General features: G+C 72.9%; 13 protein-coding genes. 7 read left to right on the forward strand and 6 right to left on the reverse strand.

Going from position 1 to position 16,374, the window contains the following annotated elements; genetic code table 11:
* Positions 1-39: 39 nt before the first annotated feature.
* The 4 genes from ACRX5S_RS05425 to ACRX5S_RS05440 all read right to left on the reverse strand — a co-directional run bounded on the left by ACRX5S_RS05425 (position 40) and on the right by ACRX5S_RS05440 (position 3,131).
* Positions 40-366, reverse strand: coding sequence for a hypothetical protein (locus ACRX5S_RS05425; RefSeq protein WP_436771587.1), 327 nt, complete (start codon positions 364-366; stop codon positions 40-42).
* Between the two features lie 2 nt (positions 367-368).
* The gene (locus ACRX5S_RS05430; RefSeq protein ID WP_436771588.1) at positions 369-836 is read right to left on the reverse strand and encodes a hypothetical protein; all 468 of its coding nucleotides are present in this window, start codon (positions 834-836) and stop codon (positions 369-371) included.
* 236 nt (positions 837-1,072) lie between these two features.
* Positions 1,073-1,789, reverse strand: a complete 717-nt coding sequence (locus ACRX5S_RS05435) for a TetR/AcrR family transcriptional regulator (protein WP_436771589.1) — start codon at positions 1,787-1,789, stop codon at positions 1,073-1,075.
* Between the two features lie 115 nt (positions 1,790-1,904).
* Positions 1,905-3,131 (reverse strand): amidohydrolase family protein, encoded by a 1,227-nt coding sequence (locus ACRX5S_RS05440; RefSeq protein WP_436771590.1) that lies wholly within the window; start codon positions 3,129-3,131, stop codon positions 1,905-1,907.
* A gap of 110 nt (positions 3,132-3,241) precedes the next feature.
* Between ACRX5S_RS05440 and ACRX5S_RS05445 the strand changes: the two genes are divergently transcribed.
* The 6 genes from ACRX5S_RS05445 (at position 3,242) to ACRX5S_RS05470 (ending at position 10,226) form a co-directional block, all read left to right on the forward strand.
* Positions 3,242-4,939, forward strand: coding sequence for an N-acyl-D-amino-acid deacylase family protein (locus ACRX5S_RS05445; protein ID WP_436771591.1), 1,698 nt, complete (start codon positions 3,242-3,244; stop codon positions 4,937-4,939).
* 537 nt (positions 4,940-5,476) lie between these two features.
* Positions 5,477-7,183 (forward strand): sensor histidine kinase, encoded by a 1,707-nt coding sequence (locus tag ACRX5S_RS05450; protein WP_436771592.1) that lies wholly within the window; start codon positions 5,477-5,479, stop codon positions 7,181-7,183.
* The gene (locus ACRX5S_RS05455; protein ID WP_436771593.1) at positions 7,183-7,593 is read left to right on the forward strand and encodes a roadblock/LC7 domain-containing protein; all 411 of its coding nucleotides are present in this window, start codon (positions 7,183-7,185) and stop codon (positions 7,591-7,593) included. The genes ACRX5S_RS05450 and ACRX5S_RS05455 overlap by 1 nt, the downstream gene beginning before the upstream one ends.
* The gene (locus ACRX5S_RS05460) at positions 7,590-7,943 is read left to right on the forward strand and encodes a DUF742 domain-containing protein (RefSeq protein WP_436771594.1); all 354 of its coding nucleotides are present in this window, start codon (positions 7,590-7,592) and stop codon (positions 7,941-7,943) included. Before ACRX5S_RS05455 ends, ACRX5S_RS05460 begins: the two co-directional genes overlap by 4 nt.
* Positions 7,924-8,601 carry a GTP-binding protein gene (locus ACRX5S_RS05465; protein WP_436771595.1) on the forward strand — a complete coding sequence of 226 codons (678 nt, stop codon included), beginning with the start codon at positions 7,924-7,926 and terminating at the stop codon, positions 8,599-8,601. Before ACRX5S_RS05460 ends, ACRX5S_RS05465 begins: the two co-directional genes overlap by 20 nt.
* Complete coding sequence (locus ACRX5S_RS05470) at positions 8,598-10,226, forward strand: cytochrome P450 (RefSeq protein ID WP_436771596.1); 1,629 nt, start codon at positions 8,598-8,600, stop codon at positions 10,224-10,226. The genes ACRX5S_RS05465 and ACRX5S_RS05470 overlap by 4 nt, the downstream gene beginning before the upstream one ends.
* 138 nt (positions 10,227-10,364) lie before the next feature.
* Here the strand turns inward: ACRX5S_RS05470 and ACRX5S_RS05475 are convergent, their stop codons facing one another.
* Positions 10,365-11,708 (reverse strand): cytochrome P450, encoded by a 1,344-nt coding sequence (locus tag ACRX5S_RS05475; protein WP_436771597.1) that lies wholly within the window; start codon positions 11,706-11,708, stop codon positions 10,365-10,367.
* A gap of 134 nt (positions 11,709-11,842) precedes the next feature.
* The gene (locus ACRX5S_RS05480) at positions 11,843-12,895 is read right to left on the reverse strand and encodes a selina-4(15),7(11)-diene synthase (RefSeq protein ID WP_436771598.1); all 1,053 of its coding nucleotides are present in this window, start codon (positions 12,893-12,895) and stop codon (positions 11,843-11,845) included.
* A 453-nt stretch (positions 12,896-13,348) separates the two neighbouring features.
* Here ACRX5S_RS05480 and alaS point away from each other — a divergent pair, with 453 nt between their 5' ends.
* Entirely contained in the window at positions 13,349-16,003 is a 2,655-nt protein-coding gene (alaS, locus tag ACRX5S_RS05485; protein ID WP_436771599.1) for an alanine--tRNA ligase, read from the forward strand.
* The last annotated feature ends 371 nt before the right edge of the window (positions 16,004-16,374 follow it).

Here is a 16,374-nt window from a genome sequence, read left to right on the forward strand (position 1 = left end):
CGGAGCGGGCACCCTCGGCCGGATCGCCGGAGCGCACCGCTACTTCTTCCAGCGGCCGTCCTGGAGCAGCTTCCACGCCCTGTTGCAGCTCTCGGTGCGGCACTTCATCAGGTAGCCCAGCTTGTCGCCGTAGTGTTCGCCGGGGAAGCGCTGGCGGATCCCGGCCTTTCGGCACCGGGAGATGAAGTTGTTGGCGACTTCGCCGAGGTTGTCGCGGGCGTCGCAGGCGCCGCGGGCCAGGTCGGGGGCGCTTGCGGACGCCGCCGGGACGCCCGGTGCCGCGGCACCGGCCACCGCGGACGCACCGGCGAGCGCGCCCAGCGTGAGAGTCGCGGCGACCAGGCCGCGGACGAGGTGCGCGCGCATGCTCAGCAGCTCACGAACTTGCCGTAGGCGATCCACACTTCGCCCTTGCCGTTGAGGCTGATGTTGCCGGTCTTGTGCAGGCCGGTGTACTTGCCCTGGTAGTGCCGGAGTTCGCCGAACTGCGACTCCAGGGTCATGGACGGCGAGTCGAGCGCCCAGTCTCCGGAGTACTCGGCCCACACGCCGTCGATGCCGTCCGTGTCGCTCGCCCAGCAGGCACGGCCGCCTTGGTACAGCACCAGGTTGCCGTCGTACTGCATCTCCAGGCGGTAGTTCCCGTTGGTGAGGCACCGGCCGGGCAGCAACTTGTCGGTGAACGACGAGCCGATGCCGCGGCAGTCGCTGCGGGTCGCCGAGTCCGCCGCGGCGCCGGCCGCGGGTGCGCTGCCCGAGGCGGCGCCGGTCGTGGCGGTGACCGCGGCGAGCACGCCGGCCATCAGGAGCACGCGGGCACGCGAGAATTTCCTCATGCGGGGACAGCCCTTCGTAACGGTACGAACGCGAACAGGCACTGAACGTAGCAGCGCCCATTCTGGCAATGCACCGGTTGGTTGCCGGGTTCGTCGGTACGTGTGAAGTCTGTTCAGCCGTCCGCCGGTCGTGACGAGTGCGGCACTTTTCGGGTCACGGCGGCCGTGACGGACGGGCGTCGCGGCCGGCGTCACGGCGGGCGTGTTCCGAGGCGCCCGCGCCGGCGGCCGTACGCTCAGGAAACCGGCGTACCGGCGGCCACGGCCATGCGGGCGACCAGCGCGCGGACCTCGTCGCGGATGTCCTCCTCGGTACGGTCCCCGAGCCCGGCGGCCGGCATCAGGAACGGCGCGAAGAGCCCCCAGCCGAGCACTGCCAGGACCGCGGTCGCGGCGACCACGCGCGGGTCGAACCCGTCCGCGTGGGGGGTTTCCGACGCACCCGGCACGTCCGTCATTCCCGGCGCTCGCGTCCCCGGCACTTCCGCCGCCTCGGCCGCGGCCCGCTGCCGGGCCCACTCCTCCTCGACGAGTTCGCGTACGCGCGTCACCGCGGGCGTCTCGTCGGTGAAGACCTGAGAGGTGTCGCTGTCGAGGATGGCCCACGCCAGCATCCGCGCGTACGCGCGCGGGTTGCGGCCCAGCTGGCCGAGGGCGTCGTCCAGGTCGTCCGCACCCGCCACCACCTCGGCACCACGCCCTGAGGAGCGGCGGAACACTTCTGCGAGGATCGCTTCCTTGGTGCCGTAGTAGTGGTGGATCAGGCCGTAGTTGACGCCCGCCTTGCGGGCGATCTCGCGCAACGAGACCGAGGCCGGGCTGCGCTCGTGGAACAGTTCGGTCGCGGCGTCGAGGATCTTCGCGGCGGCGGCCTGGGCGTCGTTCGCGCGGGGCCGGGAGGCAGCCGCCCCGCCGGCGGGGGGCGGGGTCGGCTCGGGCGTGCGGTTGTCCATACGGAGAAGTCTGGCGGATCCACGGCCCTCCCCCACAGCGGGCCCGCACAGGTGGCCGGCGTCACGCGCACGGCACCTGGCACCCGACGTCCGCGCGGTGCGCCCGGGTCGGGCGTCACGCGTCCGGCGGGAGCCCGAGCATGTCGAGTGCGTTGCCTCGCGCGATCCGGTGCAGTTCCTCCGGCGTGACCATTCCGGCCATCCTCTCCAGGATCTCGCGGGTGCGCGGCCAGGTGCTGTCCTGGTGCGGGTAGTCGGTCTCGAACGTGATGCGCTCGATGCCGACCGCCTCGCGCGAGAGCACACCGAAGTCGTCCTCGAAGAAGCAGCCGAACACGCGGCCCGCGGCGTAGCTGCTGGGCGGCTCGGTGATCACGGGGTCGAGCCCGGCCCAGGCGCTGCTGTGCCGAAAGATGTTGTCGACGCGCTCCATGACGAACGGCATCCAGCCGATCTGGCCCTCGGAGTACGCGATGCGCAGCCGCGGGAAGCGCGCCAGCACCCCGGACATGAGCCAGTCCACCAGCGAGTACTGCGCGTTGGCGAACGTGAGTGCCATGCGCACGCCCTCCGGCGCGTCCGGCGAGGTGACCGGCATGCGCGAGCTGGAGCCGATGTGCATGCACACCACGGTCCCGGTCTCGTCGCAGGCCGCGAAGAACGGGTCCCAGTGGCGGTCCGGGTCGTGCACGGACGGCAGGCCGAGGTTGGCCGGCAGTTCGGTGAACGCGACCGCGCGGCAGCCGCGGGCGGCGTTGCGGCGCACCTCTCCCGCGGCGGCGACCGGGTCCCACAGTGGTATGAGGCACAGCGGTTGCAGGCGTCCGCCCGATCCGCCGCACCACTCCTCGATCATCCAGTCGTTGTACGCCCGCACGCCCAGCATCGCGAGGTCGCGGTCCTTGGCCTCCAGGAACGCCTGGCCGCAGAAACGCGGGAAGGTCGGGAAACAGAGCGATATCTCGGTGTGGTTGAGGTCCATGTCGGCCAGCCGCGCGGCGGGGTCGTGGCAGCCCGGGCGCATGTCGGCGTACCGGATGGGCTCCATGGTGAGGCTCTCGCGCGGGAAGCCCACGCACGCCACGACCTGCGGGACCGGCTTGCGCAGGTCCTCGTAGACCCACCAGTCCGTCTCCGGGCCGTCGCCGCCGAAGTGGTACTTCACGGTGTTCGCGGTGACCTGCTCGGTGCGGCAGGTCGCGCGGACGACGCGCGGGCCGGTGTCGCGGTACCGGGCGGGGAGCCGGCTCGTCCACACGTCCGGCGGCTCCACGACATGGTCGTCCACGGAGACGACCAGCGGGAGTTCGGCGGGAGTTCCGGCGGTCGGTACTGGGTTCACTGTGGTCCTCCGAGTCCGGCTGGGCTACGTTTAGCCAATGGCTAATGCGTCGTGAAGTCAAGACTCGCGCGACGCGGACGGTGCCAGGGACGACGGCAAGGAGGAGCCCCGTGTACGACCTCGTGATCCGCGGTGGAACCGTGGTGGACGGCTCGGGCCTGCCCGGACACCGGGCGGACGTCGCGGTGGCCGGCGACCGCATCGCCCGCGTCGGGCGCGTGCGCGAGCGCGGCGCCGTGGAGATCGACGCGGCCGGGCAGGTGGTCACCCCCGGCTTCGTCGACGGCCACACCCACATGGACGCCCAGGTCTTCTGGGACGAGCAGGGCAGTTGCTCGGCCTGGCACGGCGTCACCACCGCGGTCATGGGCAACTGCGGCTTCACCCTGGCCCCCGCCCGCCGCGGCGCCCGCGAGCTGGTGACGCGCAATCTGGAGCGCGCCGAGGAGATCTCCGCGGCGGCCATGGCCGAGGGCATCGACTGGACCTGGGAGACCTTCCCGGAGTACATGGACGCCGTCGACCGCCTCCCCAAGGCCATCAACTACGCCGCGCAGGTGGGCCATTCGGCGCTGCGCACCTGGGCGATGGGCGAACGCGCCTTCGACGGCCCCGCCGACGCCGACGACATCGCCGAGATGGTGCGGCAGTTGCGGGCCGGGCTGCGGGCCGGGGCGTTCGGGTTCACCACCACACGCAACGACAACCACGAGACCGCCGACAACCGGCCCGTGGCGTCGCGCCTCGCGGACTGGGACGAAGTGTGCCGCCTGGTCCGGGTGCTGGCCGAGGAGGGCACCGGCGTCTTCGAGATCACCCACGAACCCGCCGCCGCGCGCGGGGACGACGAGCGCGAGGAGTACTTCGCCCGGCTGCGCGACCTCGCGGCCGAGACCGGAGTCCCGTTCAACTTCGGGGTGTCCGGGCGCGGCGGGGTGTTCCACGGCCTGCGGCTGCTGGACGCGATCGCCGACGCGGGCGGGGTCGCGTACGGGCTGGGCCACAGCCGCGGCATCAACACCGTCACCTCGTTCCGCACCAAGACCGCCTTCGACAGGCTGCCGCTGTGGAGCGAGATCCGCGCGCTGCCCCTGGCCGAGCAGCGCAAGGCGTACGAAGACCCCGACACCCGCGCCAAGTTGGTGGCCATCGCCGACGACGGCCCCTACGGGCGCGCGATCGGCGCCGAGGCGCGGCGCCCCGACTTCGAGCGCATGCGCGTCTACGACCGGCCGATGCCGCCGCTGCGCACCGTCGCCGAGGTCGCGCGCGAGCGCGGCACGCACCCGGTCGAGACGATCCTCGACCTGGCCCTGGAGACCGACTTCCACCAGTTCTTCATCCAGGCCGTGGTGAGCGACGAACCGGCCGACCTGCTCCCGGTATTGCGGCACCCGCGCGCGGTGATGACGTTCACCGACAGCGGTGCGCACGTCGGTTCGATGGCGGACGCGTCGCTGCACACACTGCTGTTGGGCTATTGGGTGCGGCAGGAGGGCGCGTTCGGCCTCGAGGAGGCGGTGCGCATGATCACGCTGGCCCCGGCCATCGCGTGGGGCTTCCACGACCGGGGCATGGTGCGCGAGGGCATGGCGGCCGACCTCAACGTGCTCGACCCGGCGACGGTGGCGCCGCTGATGCCGGAGGTGGCGTACGACATCCCGGGCGGCGCGTACCGCCTCCGCCAGCGCGCGACCGGGATCCACGCGACCGTCGTCGGGGGCCGGGTGGCTTTCCGGGACGGCGTGCACACGGGCGCGCTGGCGGGCCGGCTCGTCCGCGGACCGCTCGCCGCCGGGCGCCGCTGACCTGACTCCGGGCCGCCGACCAGGCGGTATCGAACGCGCGTCGGGACGGCGCGTCATCATGCGGACCTGGGCCGTGACCTCGAATACCTCCGGGCGGTCGGACGGGAGTTCGAGGGCCCGGCCAGGGGCCGAACATCCGTGCGCCACAAGGGCGTACAACACGGACCTGTCGCGAAACGCTTGGCGCACGCCACCATTCGCCAGGCAACGCAAGGGGCGCACCACCGCTGAACGCCGGTCGAATCGGGCTATGCTCCGGATGACCCAGTGACGTGCGGCGACTACTGCCAGTACTCGCCGCCGCCGGGCTCCATCGACATCGACCGCCGAGGCGGGGCGGCAGGGGGCAGCGCACACCCCCGGCGCCGACGAGGACGGCAACAACGGGACGCGGCACGCCCGTTGACCGTCGGGCACGTCGCGTCGCCGCGCTCCGCGAGACCCAGCGGGCACCGGGGAGCCGGGCACGCATTTTTGCCATGCCCTTCGGCATGTCCGCGTCCGGTGCCTCCCGTCCGCATGATTCCGAGGAAGTCCATGGTCCGAGTCGGGTCACCACCCGAATCCCAGCGTCCCACCGCCCCAGCCGGCCCCCTCTGGACCGGCCCCGTATGGCTGATTCCCGTCGCCGCGACGGTCGCCTGCTCGGCCGTCGCCGTCGCGCTCGTCGACGGCACCGCCCGCCCGGCCGTGGCCGTCTGCCTCGCCGTCGCCACCGTCGCGGTCGCCCTGGTCACCGCGGAGTCGGCACGTCGAGGCAGCCGAATAGCGGCTCACCAGGCCCGCCACGCGGCCGCGACCGGCGACCTGCGGGCCCGGCACCAGGCCGAGATCGCCGCGCTGCGCCGCGGAATCGCGGCCCAGGAGTCGGCCATGCTGCGCCTGACCGGTGAACAGCTGCCGAAGGCGATCCTGCGCGTGCAGCAGGGCGAATCGGCCGGAGAAGTGCTCGACGGCCTGGTCCGCGCCCAGGTCGACGCGCCCGAGGTGTCGCCCGAATTCGCGGCGGCCCGCCTGGCCGTGCTGCGCTCGGTCGCCGAGGCCGTCGAGGCCGAGGAGGGCCTGCGCGACTCGGCGCAGCGGGCGTTCGTGAACATTGCGCGGCGTGTGCAGGCGATCGTCCACCAACAGGCCACTGATCTGCGGGAGATGGAGGAGCGGCACGGTGCGCAGCCGGATGTGTTCGGTGATCTGTTGCGTCTTGACCACGGGACGGCGCTGATCGGGCGTCTGGCGGACAGCATCGCGGTGCTGGGCGGTGCGCGTCCGGGGCGTCAGTGGCAGAACAACGTGCCGCTGTACAGCGTGCTGCGTGGCGCGGTCTCCCGCATCACCGACTACCCGCGCGTGGAGCTGATGGCCGTGACCGAGGTCGCGGTGGTCGGCATGTCGGTCGAGCCGCTGATCCACGCGCTGGCCGAACTCCTCGACAACGCCACGCGCTACTCGCCGCCGCAGACGGTGGTGCGGGTGAGCGCGAGCGAGGTGCAGTCCGGCGTCGCGGTCGAGATCGAGGACGGCGGCATCGGCCTGGCCGAGGAGGCCCGGCGCCGGGTCGAGCGGCTGCTGGAGGAGGCGTCCGCGGGCCTCGACCTGGCGGACCTGGGCGAGTCGCCGCGCCTCGGCCTGGCGGTGGTCGGGCGGCTCGCGCAGGAGCACGGGTTCCGCGTCGCGCTACGGCCGTCCGCGTACGGCGGGGTCCGGGCGATCCTGGTGATCCCGAAGGAGCTGATCACCACGGCACCGGTGTCGGTCGTCTCCGGCGCCGCGCCGGGGCTGGACGCGCTGCCCGCCGCCCGGACCCGGAAGTCGTCCGGTCCCGCGCGCGGTTCCGCGGCGCGCGACGACCGCGGGTCCGGGGCGCACCGCGTCGGCCGCGGCTCGGGCAGCCACCGCGGCAGTGCCGAGCACGGGTTCGGCGACGGGAGGTTCGACCAGGGGAGGTTGGACGGGACCGGGAGCGGCGCCCGGGGGCGCGGCCCGGACGAGTCGGACGACGCGGTCGGACGTACCGCCAACGGCCTGCCGCAGCGGCGCAGGCGCCTCCCGGCCACCCCGCCGCGGATCGGGCCGCCGCAGGCCGCCCCGGTGCGGCCGGACGCGCCCGCCCCGCCGCCCGCGGAAGCCGCGGCGGAGCAGCCGCAGGAGCCCGGGCTGTGGCTCGCGGCCTTCCAGAGCGCCGTGTCCGGGGAGTCCCCCGCCCCCGGCGGCCGCGACGAGTCGTTGGATGAGGGAGACCGGTAGTGCACAAGCGAGCAGACCTCGACTGGATCCTGAAGGACCTGGCCGACGGCGTCCCGCAGACCCGGCATGTCGTCGTGCTGTCCGCCGACGGGCTGTGCATCGCCCAGCACGGATGCGACACGGACACCGCCGACCGCGTCGCGGCGGCGTGCGCGGGCCTCCAGAGCCTGTCGGCGGCGATCGCCACCGAGTTCCCGCACGGGGACGGGCGCATGCGCCTGGTGGTGATCGAGATCGGCGGCGGGTTCTTCTACCTCATGGCGGCGGGCGTCGGGGCGTACCTCGCGGTGCTCGCCGACGAGGGGGTCGACGCCGGTCTGATGGGCCAGCGCATGCGCGACCTGGTCGCCCGTATCGGCGAGCACCTGAACAGCCCCCCGCGGGCGACCCCCGCCGGGCGGGCCACATGACAGGACCACGGCGTCCGGACTGGGACGAAGGGGTTCCGGAGCGGCTGTACGTGATCACCGGCGGCCGGGGCCCGGACGCCCCGCTCGACCTGGTCACCCTGATCGTGTCGCGGTCCACGCCCGATCCGGTCATGCAGCCCGAGCACGCCGCCATCGTGCGGATGTGCGAATACCCGTTGTCCGTGGCCGAGATCTCGGCCTACCTCGCCCTGCCGGCCAGCGTCGTGATGGTGCTGCTCGCCGACCTGCTGGCGGAGGCGCGGGTGGAGGCGCGGGCGCCGATCCCGGCCGCGGCGCTGCCGGACATCGAACTGCTGGAGGCGGTGATGCATGGACTACGGAATCTCTGAGCCGGGCCCGCGCGGCCGCGGCGCGGCGCACGGTGCCGCCGGTCCCGAGCGCGCGGCGATACCCGGGCCCCGTGCGCAGGACGTGCTCCCCGCGTCCGCCGCGGCGGCCGTCAAGATCGTCATCGTGGGCGGCTTCGGGGTCGGCAAGACCACGATGGTGCACTCGGTCAGCGAGATCCGGCCGCTGACCACCGAGGAGACGATGACGCAGGCGAGCGAGGCGGTCGACAGCGTCGCGGGGGTCGAGCGCAAGACCGAGACCACGGTCGCGATGGACTTCGGGCGGATCAGCATCAACGACCGCTTGGTGCTCTACCTGTTCGGCACGCCGGGCCAGGAGCGGTTCTGGTTCCTGTGGAACGGGCTCTTCGACGGGGCCCTGGGGGCGGTCGTCCTGGTCGACACCCGCCGCCTGGAGGTCAGCTTCGACGTCATCGGCCGGCTGGAGGAGCGCCGCATGCCCTTCGTGGTGGCCGTCAACGCGTTCCCCGACGCGCCGATGCACGAACTGGCCGAGCTGCGCGTCGCGCTGGACCTGCCCGAGTGGGTCCCCATGGTCGGCTGCGACGCGCGCAGCCGGTCCTCCAGCCGCGACGTGCTCCTCGAACTCACGCGCTATCTGCACGCCATGACGCTCGCCGATTCGGAGGCCCGATGACCACGCCGCCCACCGACACAGGCACCGGCCACGCAGCCGCCGGGCCCACCGGGGACACCCGGGACACCCGGGACACCGGCGCGGTGCCGCCGCCCGGCTGCCCCGCCCATTCCGCCTACGCGGACTCCGGCGTCGCCCGGCTGTCCAGCGAGGAGCACAAGTCCGACCCGATGGGCATGTACGCGCGCCTGCGCGCCGAATATGGTCCGGTGGCGCCGGTGCTGATGGAAGGCGACCTGCCGGCCTGGCTGGTACTCGGCTACCGCGAGAACCTCGACGTGGTCCGCACGCCCAACCGCTTCTCGCGCGACTCGCGCAACTGGGGATCGTTCCGGCGCGGCGAGGTCGCACCGGACTCGCCGCTGCTGCCGATGGTCGGCTGGCAGCCGCTGTGCGTGTTCCTGGACGGCGAGGAGGCCGAGCGCCTGCGCGGTGCGGTCACCGACAGCCTCAACAGGTTGGACCGCCGGGGCGTGCGCCGCCACGTGACGCGCTTCGCCAACGAGCTCATCGACGACTTCGCGGCCGACGGCACGGCAGACCTGGTCGGACAGTTCGCCGAGCGACTGCCGATGCTGGTCATGACGCAGTTGTTCGGCATGAAGGACGAGTACGGCCCCAGCCTCGTCGAGGCCACGCTCGACCTGGTGCGCGGCAGCGAGACCGCGTTCCAGAGCAACGAGTACGTCGTGGAGGTGCTGAAGCAGTACATCCCCCTCAAGCGCGACCAGCCCGGCCACGACATCGGCTCCTGGCTCATGGAGCACCCGGCCGGGTTGAGCGACGAGGAGGTCCTGCAACATCTGCGCCTGATCCTCATCGCCGCGAACGAGAACACCACCATCTGTATCGGCAACACCGTGCGCATGGTGCTCAGCGACCTCCGGTTCCGCGCCTCGCTCGCGGGCGCCCGCATGACGCTGCCGGACGCGGTCGAGCAGGTGCTGTGGGACGAACCGTCCCTGATGGTGTGCCCGGCGCGGTGGGCGGTCGGCGACACCGAGCTCGCCGACCGGCAGATCAAGACCGGGGACATGATCCTGCTCGGCCTCGCGGCCGGGAACACGGACCCGGACATCCGCCCGGACCTGTCCGTGCCCATGCGCGGCAACCGCTCGCACCTGGCGTTCGGCGGCGGCCCGCACGAGTGCCCGGGACAGGACATCGGCCGGGCGATCACCGAGACCGCCGTCGACGTGCTGCTCGCCCGCCTGCCGGACATCCGTCTGGCCGGCGAGGACGAGGAGTTGGTGTGGGTGTCGTCGTGGATGTCGCGGCATCTGACGGCGCTCCCGGTGGTGTTCAGCCCGCGCCCGCCGGCGGTGTCGGCAGAACGCCCGCCCGCCGAGGTCGCCACCGCCCGGGCGCGGGCCCAAGGGGCGGACGACCGGGTCGCGGCGGAACCGGTCTGGTCGGCGGGGCCCGGCGCCGGGGACCGCGAGACGGCGGTCGCGGGGCAGCAGGGGCGGTACGCCGCCGCGCCGCCGGTGACCGCGCCTTTGTCGGGGTCCGCCGCGGAGCCCCCGCCGATGCCGGCGTCCGCGCCGTCGGTCGGCGACGCGCCCACCGCACCCGCCCGGCGCTCGTTGTGGCGGCGGTTCACCGCCTGGCTGAACGGGCAGTGAGCACGGCCGGGTGAGGAGCCCGGCCAGGTGAGGAGCCCGAAGGCGGGCTCCCGGTCGAACGCGTGGTGAACGTCCGGTTCCGGAACCGTTGTCCGCGGTTCCGGAACCGGACGTGTCGTGGACTTCCCGATGTGGTGCTCAGGCGGCCCGCGGCTCCGGGATCATCGGGAGTCGGTCCGGGTGGGCGACCGCGGCGGCAACCTCCTTCACCGGGACGCCGGGGGCGGGTCGCAGCCGCCAGCGCGCGAGGATGGTGGCGACCGCGACCGTCATCTCCATACGGGCGAACGCGTCCCCGATGCATTTGCGGGTGCCCGCCCCGAAGACCATGAAGTCCGTGCGCGGCCTGCCCTCGCGCTGCTCCGGCAGCCAGCGGTCGGGGTCGAAGCGTTCCGGGTCGGTGTGCACCCGGGCGTCGCGGTGCATCGCGTACAGGCTGAACGCGATCTCGGTGCCGCGCGGTATGCGTACGCCGCCCAGCTCGACGTCGGCGGTCGCCCGGCGCATGAGCATGGGTATCGCGTGCAGGCGCGACGCCTCGTCCACCACGCGGCCGACGTACTCCAACTTGCCGACTTCGGCCAGGCCCACCGGCCCGCCCCCGAGCACGGCGTCGATCTCGTCGAGGACGCGCTTCTCGGCCTCGGGGTTGACGGCCAGCTCGTGGAATATCCAGGCAAGCGTGGAGGCGCTGCTCTCGGTGCCCGCGAACATCACGGTGCTCAGTTCGTCGCGGATCTCGTCGTCGGTGAGTCCCTCGCCGGTGTCGGCGTCGCGCGCCAGGAGCAACGTGGACAGCAGGTCCGTGCCGCCCTGGTCGCCCGCCTTCCGGCCCGCGGCGATCAGGTCGGCGATGATGCGGTGCAAACGGGCCGTGGAGGCGTCGAACTCGCGGTAGAAGGGGATCGGCGCGCGGTCCAGGAACTCCGGCAGGACCGCGCGGACGAGGACACCCTTGATCAGGATCGGTACGTCGTGCCGCAGCGCCCCGGCGTCCTCGGCGTCCAGGTCGGCGGCGAAGAGCGTGGCGGTGACCGTGTTGATCGCGAAGTCGTACAGCTCCTCGTTGAGGGCGATGGTGCGGCCCGGCTCCCACGAGTCCGCGACCAGGCGGGCCTGCTCCGCCATGCTGTCGACGTACGCCGCGACGCGCCCGTGGTGGAACATCGGCTGCATCAGGCGGCGGTGTCTGCGGTGGACCTCCTCCCCCGCTGTGACGAGCCCCTCGCCGGCTATCTTTCGGGCCCGGTCGAGCAGGCGGCCCTTGTCGAAGTCGCGGCCCTTGGTGACCAGGAGTTGGTGGACGAGTTCAGGGGTGGTCACGAAGTAGACGGGCATCGTGCCCAGTTCGACGCGGACGACGTCGCCCGTGTCGCGCAGGGACCGCAGGAAGGGCAGCGGTCGCCGCAGCAGGGGAACGGCGTGTCCCAGCACGGGGATGCGTCCGGGGGCACGCGGGACGGAGCTTAAGTCGGTGGCCACCCTTGTCTCCAATCGGTTCGGTCGTGCGTCGGTTCGGTCGTGCACCGGTTCGATCGTGTCGGTTCGGTCGTGCCCCGTATCGCGGTCGAATACCCGGACCGCTTGCTCCGGAGTGACGCGGCTGCGAAACGGCCTCACGGGGGCGGGAGTTCCCACCACCACGAGATGGCCGGAATCGGCAGCGGCTCGCGGTCCGCGTCGGTGGGCGTGTCGCGGAACCGGTCGGGCAGTTCGGCGGGGTCGCCGGGAGTGGTGTAGCGGACCGAGGTGACACCCCAGTCCTGGGCGGCCCGGATGAACGCGCCGAGGCTGCGCAGGTACTGGCGTAATTCCGGTCCGGCGGAGGCGGCGAGGCGGTCGCGCTCGCGCAGGAACAGCACGAGCACGCGGTCGCGCTGGGCGATCGCGACGGGAAGCGCCTCGCGCGGGCTCAGCCCGTACTCGCGGCCGAGCACCTTGAGGACGTTGAGGTAGTAGCCGTCGCCGCGGCTCTCCTTGTGGAAGGAGACGATGTCGTTGTCCCAGGTGATGACGAAGAAGGCCATCTCGGCGAGCGCCCGGACCCGCACCGAGTCGCGTTCGTCCGGGCTCAGGTCGTACCCGTGCGCGAACTCCAGGACCGGCAGGAACACCGAAGTGGCGCCGTCGTACAGGCGCATGAGCGTGTAGTCGTTGAGGTCGGGGACGGTGCCGAGGCTGCGGTGCGACGCCTCCCACACCACGGACATGAAGTACTCGCGCAGGGCGTCGACCCAGCGCGCGACCTGCGCGGGGCTGGCGAGCAGGGATATTCGGCGGCGCAGGTCGCGCAGCGCCCCGGCGAGCGGGTCGTCGGTCATCATCGGCGCGTCGGGGTTCTGTGCCACCCGGATCAGCCGGGACAGCACCGCGACCAGTCGGCGGGGGTCGGCGCCCGCTTCGCCCTCCTCGCAGTGGCCGTCGTCGACGCCGAAGAGCCACAAGATGAAGTCCGCGAGGATGCGGACCGCCTCCTCCTGCCCCTCCGGCAGGACGCGCGAGGCGAAGCCGCCGATCTCCTGCACGACGAGCCGCGCGCGCAGGTCGTCCGAGCCGATGCCGAACTTGTCGGCCCACTCGGAGGTCTGCCGGTCGATCTCGGCGTGCCGCGGATGGATCGCGGGAGGGAAGGGCGAGTACAGCGGGGGAACGGCCAGAATCTGCGTCATGTACGACCACCTTGGCTATCCGCACGGCTCAGGGCATCGGCGAGGTTAACCGCCACGATCTTGCGATCGTGCTCGTGTTTTGCGGTGAAGTCCCCTGCTTTTCGGCCAGTTTGCGACGGCCGGCAGGTCGGTCATGGGCCGTGGGCGGCTGTCGGCGCGCGGCCCCGCGCGGCGGCGCCCGGCGACCGGACCGCCGGTTGGGCGCGCCGGGAATGCGGCCCGCGCCGGGTCTGTTGACCGGGTACAGTCGGAGGCACCGCACCTGTCGGCGGCCCGAGCGAGGCCGCGGCGGGGGGTGTCGGACACGGACGGATCGGAGCCATGGCGTACCAGGTGGAGGCGCGAGCTAGCGGCGTCGAGTCGGAGATCTGAGGACATCTCAGACCCAGTTCTCGGCCCGGCTCGGCGTGTCTTCCTCCCCCTGACGCGACTCCACCGCGAGGTACCGCCGCCATGCGCTCCACACAGATCCGAAGCCTGTTCACGGACTTCTTCACCTCCCGAGGGCACCGGCAAGTGCCCTCCAGCCCCTTGGTGCCCGCCGAGCCGACGCTACTGCTGACGAACGCCGGAATGAACCAGTTCACTCCGTACTTCGTCGGTGACAGCGAGCCACCGTTCCTCCGTGCCACCAGTGTGCAGAAATGCGCGCGCACGGTCGACATCGAAAACGTCGGACGGACACATCGGCACGCTACTTTCTTCGAAATGCTCGGGAACTTCTCGTTCGGCGACTACTTCCGGACCGAGTCCGTCGCGTACGCCTGGGAGTTGGTCACGCGCGGGTGCGGCCTGCCGAAGGACCGCCTGTGGATCACCGTCTACCGGGACGACGACGAGGCGGAGCGGCTGTGGCGCTCGCTCGGCGTCCCGGCGTCCCGCATCCAGCGGCTCGGCATGGCGGACAATTTCTGGTCCATGGGTGTGCCGGGACCGTGCGGCCCGTCGTCGGAGATCCACTACGACCGCGGCCCGGCGTTCGGCCCGGACGGGGGTCCGGCGGTGGACGGCGAGCGGTTCGTCGAGCTGTGGAACCTGGTCTTCATGGAGTCGCGGCGCGGCGAGGGGCCGGAGAAGGAGGGGTACCCGGTGCTAGGCCCGCTGCGGCGCAAGGGCATCGACACCGGGCTGGGCCTGGACCGCCTCGCGACCGTGCTCCAGGACGTCCCGAACGCGGTCTCGACCGACCTGCTGCTGCCGACCCTGCACACCGTGCGCGAACTGTCCGGCCGCGAGTACCACGTGGACGGCGCCGACCGGCGGTCCTTCGAGATCGTCGCCGAGCACTCGCGCTCGATCGCGTTCCTGGTCGCGGACGGCGTGCTACCCGCGAAGGACGGCCGCGGCTACGTCCTGCGTCGGCTCATGCGCCGGGCGATCCGGCACGCGCGCAACCTGGGCATCGACGGTCCGGTGCTGCCCGCGACGACCGAGAGTGTGATTGCGAATCTCGGCGGCGTTTGGCCGGAGCTGCGCGGTCAGGCGTCGCTGATCGGACAGGTGGTGGCGAGCGAGGAGGAGTCGTTCGCGCGCACCCTGAGCCAGGGCACGAGGCTGCTGGACGCGGCGATCGGCCGGGCACGCGCGGGCGGCGGGACGGCGTTGCCCGGTGAGACGGCGTTCGAACTGGCGGACACGTACGGCTTCCCGGTCGAGCTGACCGTCGAGGCGGCGCACGACGCGGGGCTCGCGGTCGACGAGGACCGGTTCGCGGCGCTGCTGGAGGAGCAGCGCCGCCGGGCGAAGACGTCCGGAAAGGGCCGGACCGCGGAGGCGCTGCGCCGCCTGGAGGTCTACCGCGAGTTGTCCGCGCGGTTGCCGGTCACCGAGTTCCTGGGCCACGCGGGTACGGAGGGCGAGGGCAAGGTTCTCGCGATCGTCGCGGACGGGCGGAGCGTCCCGTCGGCGCCGCCCGGGTCCGTCGTCGAACTCGTGCTCGACCGCTCGCCGTTCTATGCGGAGGCGGGCGGCCAGGTCGGCGACACCGGCGCCGTCTCCACCGAGGGCGGCGCGCTGCTGCGGGTGCGCGACACGCGGTACGGCGTCGAGGGGTTCCGGGTGCACACAGCGGACGTGCTCGACGGCGATGTCCGGGTCGGCGACGCGGTGTGGTCGGCGGTCGACGCGGACCGCCGCGCGGCGCTGACGCGCGCGCACTCGGCGACGCACATCCTGCACGCGGTCGTCCGCGCGACCCTGGGCGACCACGCGCGCCAGCAGGGTTCGCTGGTCGAACCCGACCGGCTGCGCTTCGACTTCGCGCACTTCGCGGCGCTGTCGCCCGGACAACTCGCGGAGTTGGAGCACGCGGTCAACGACCACGTGCTGGCCGACCCCGAGGTGCGGGCGTGGTACGCGGACCGCGTCGAGGCGGAGGCGGCAGGCGCGCTCGCGCTGTTCGGCGAGAAGTACGGCGACACGGTCCGCATCGTCGACATCGGCGACTTCTCCCGCGAACTGTGCGGCGGCACGCACGTCGCGCACGGCGCCCAGGTCGGCGTGTTCCGCCTGCTCGGCGACTCCTCGATCGGGGCGAACCTGCGCCGCGTCGAGGCGCTGACCGGACGCGAGGCGCTCGACCGCGGCGACACCGAGCGGCGCCTGCTGCGCGAACTCGCGGACCTGCTGGAGACCCGGCCCGCGGACGCGCCGGACGTGCTGCGCAGGCGCCTCGACGCGCTCGGCGCGGCGCGGTCCCGGCTCGACGCCCTGCGCGCGGACGAACTCCGCGGCCGCGCGCGGGACATCGCGGACCACGCCGAACCCGTGGGCGGCGGGCACCTGGTGGCGCGCACGGTCGACGGCGTCACGGCCGACGAGCTGCGCGGCCTCGCGTCGGAGGCGGTCGGCCACCTGCGCACGCCCGGTCCCGGCGTGGTCGTGCTGGCCGCGACCGACGCGGGCAAGGCGCTCCTGGTCGCGGCGGTGTCCCGCGACCTCGCGCACCGGGGGCCGGCGGCCCGGGAGTTGCTGGCGGACGCGGCGCGCGTCGTCGGCGGCGGTGCGGGCGGCAAGGGCGCCCTGGCGAGCGCGGGCGGACGCCGTACCGAAGCACTGGACGAGGCGCTGCGCACGGCAGCGGCACGGGCGCGCGAGGCGCTGGGCTGAGCGCTTGGGTGGGCGTCCGCCGCCGGAGGAGCGGCCGGTGACGCGGCGGTGGATCCAGGGCGCGAAAGTCCGCCCGGAATGCCTCGCCGGGCGCCGGGCGCACGGTGCGCGGGGCGGGCGGAGCGGTCACCAGGCGCTGGTCGCCGGGCCGCTCCGCAACCTCGACAACAGCGGGCCGCGGTCGGATCAGGGGCCGTGCCAGGTCGCGGATTTCGGGCCCAAGTATCCGATCGCCGCGTCCCGTTATCCCATTTCGGCGGCGGCACGGGCGTCCGGGCCACGGCGGATAGCCTTCCGCTCGGTCGGCCACGGCCGACGCCGCGCGTACAGCGGACGACGGCCTCGGGGGGTGGGGGGGGGGGGGGGGGGGG

Source organism: Yinghuangia sp. YIM S09857, assembly GCF_051388915.1.
Lineage (GTDB): Bacteria > Actinomycetota > Actinomycetes > Streptomycetales > Streptomycetaceae > Yinghuangia.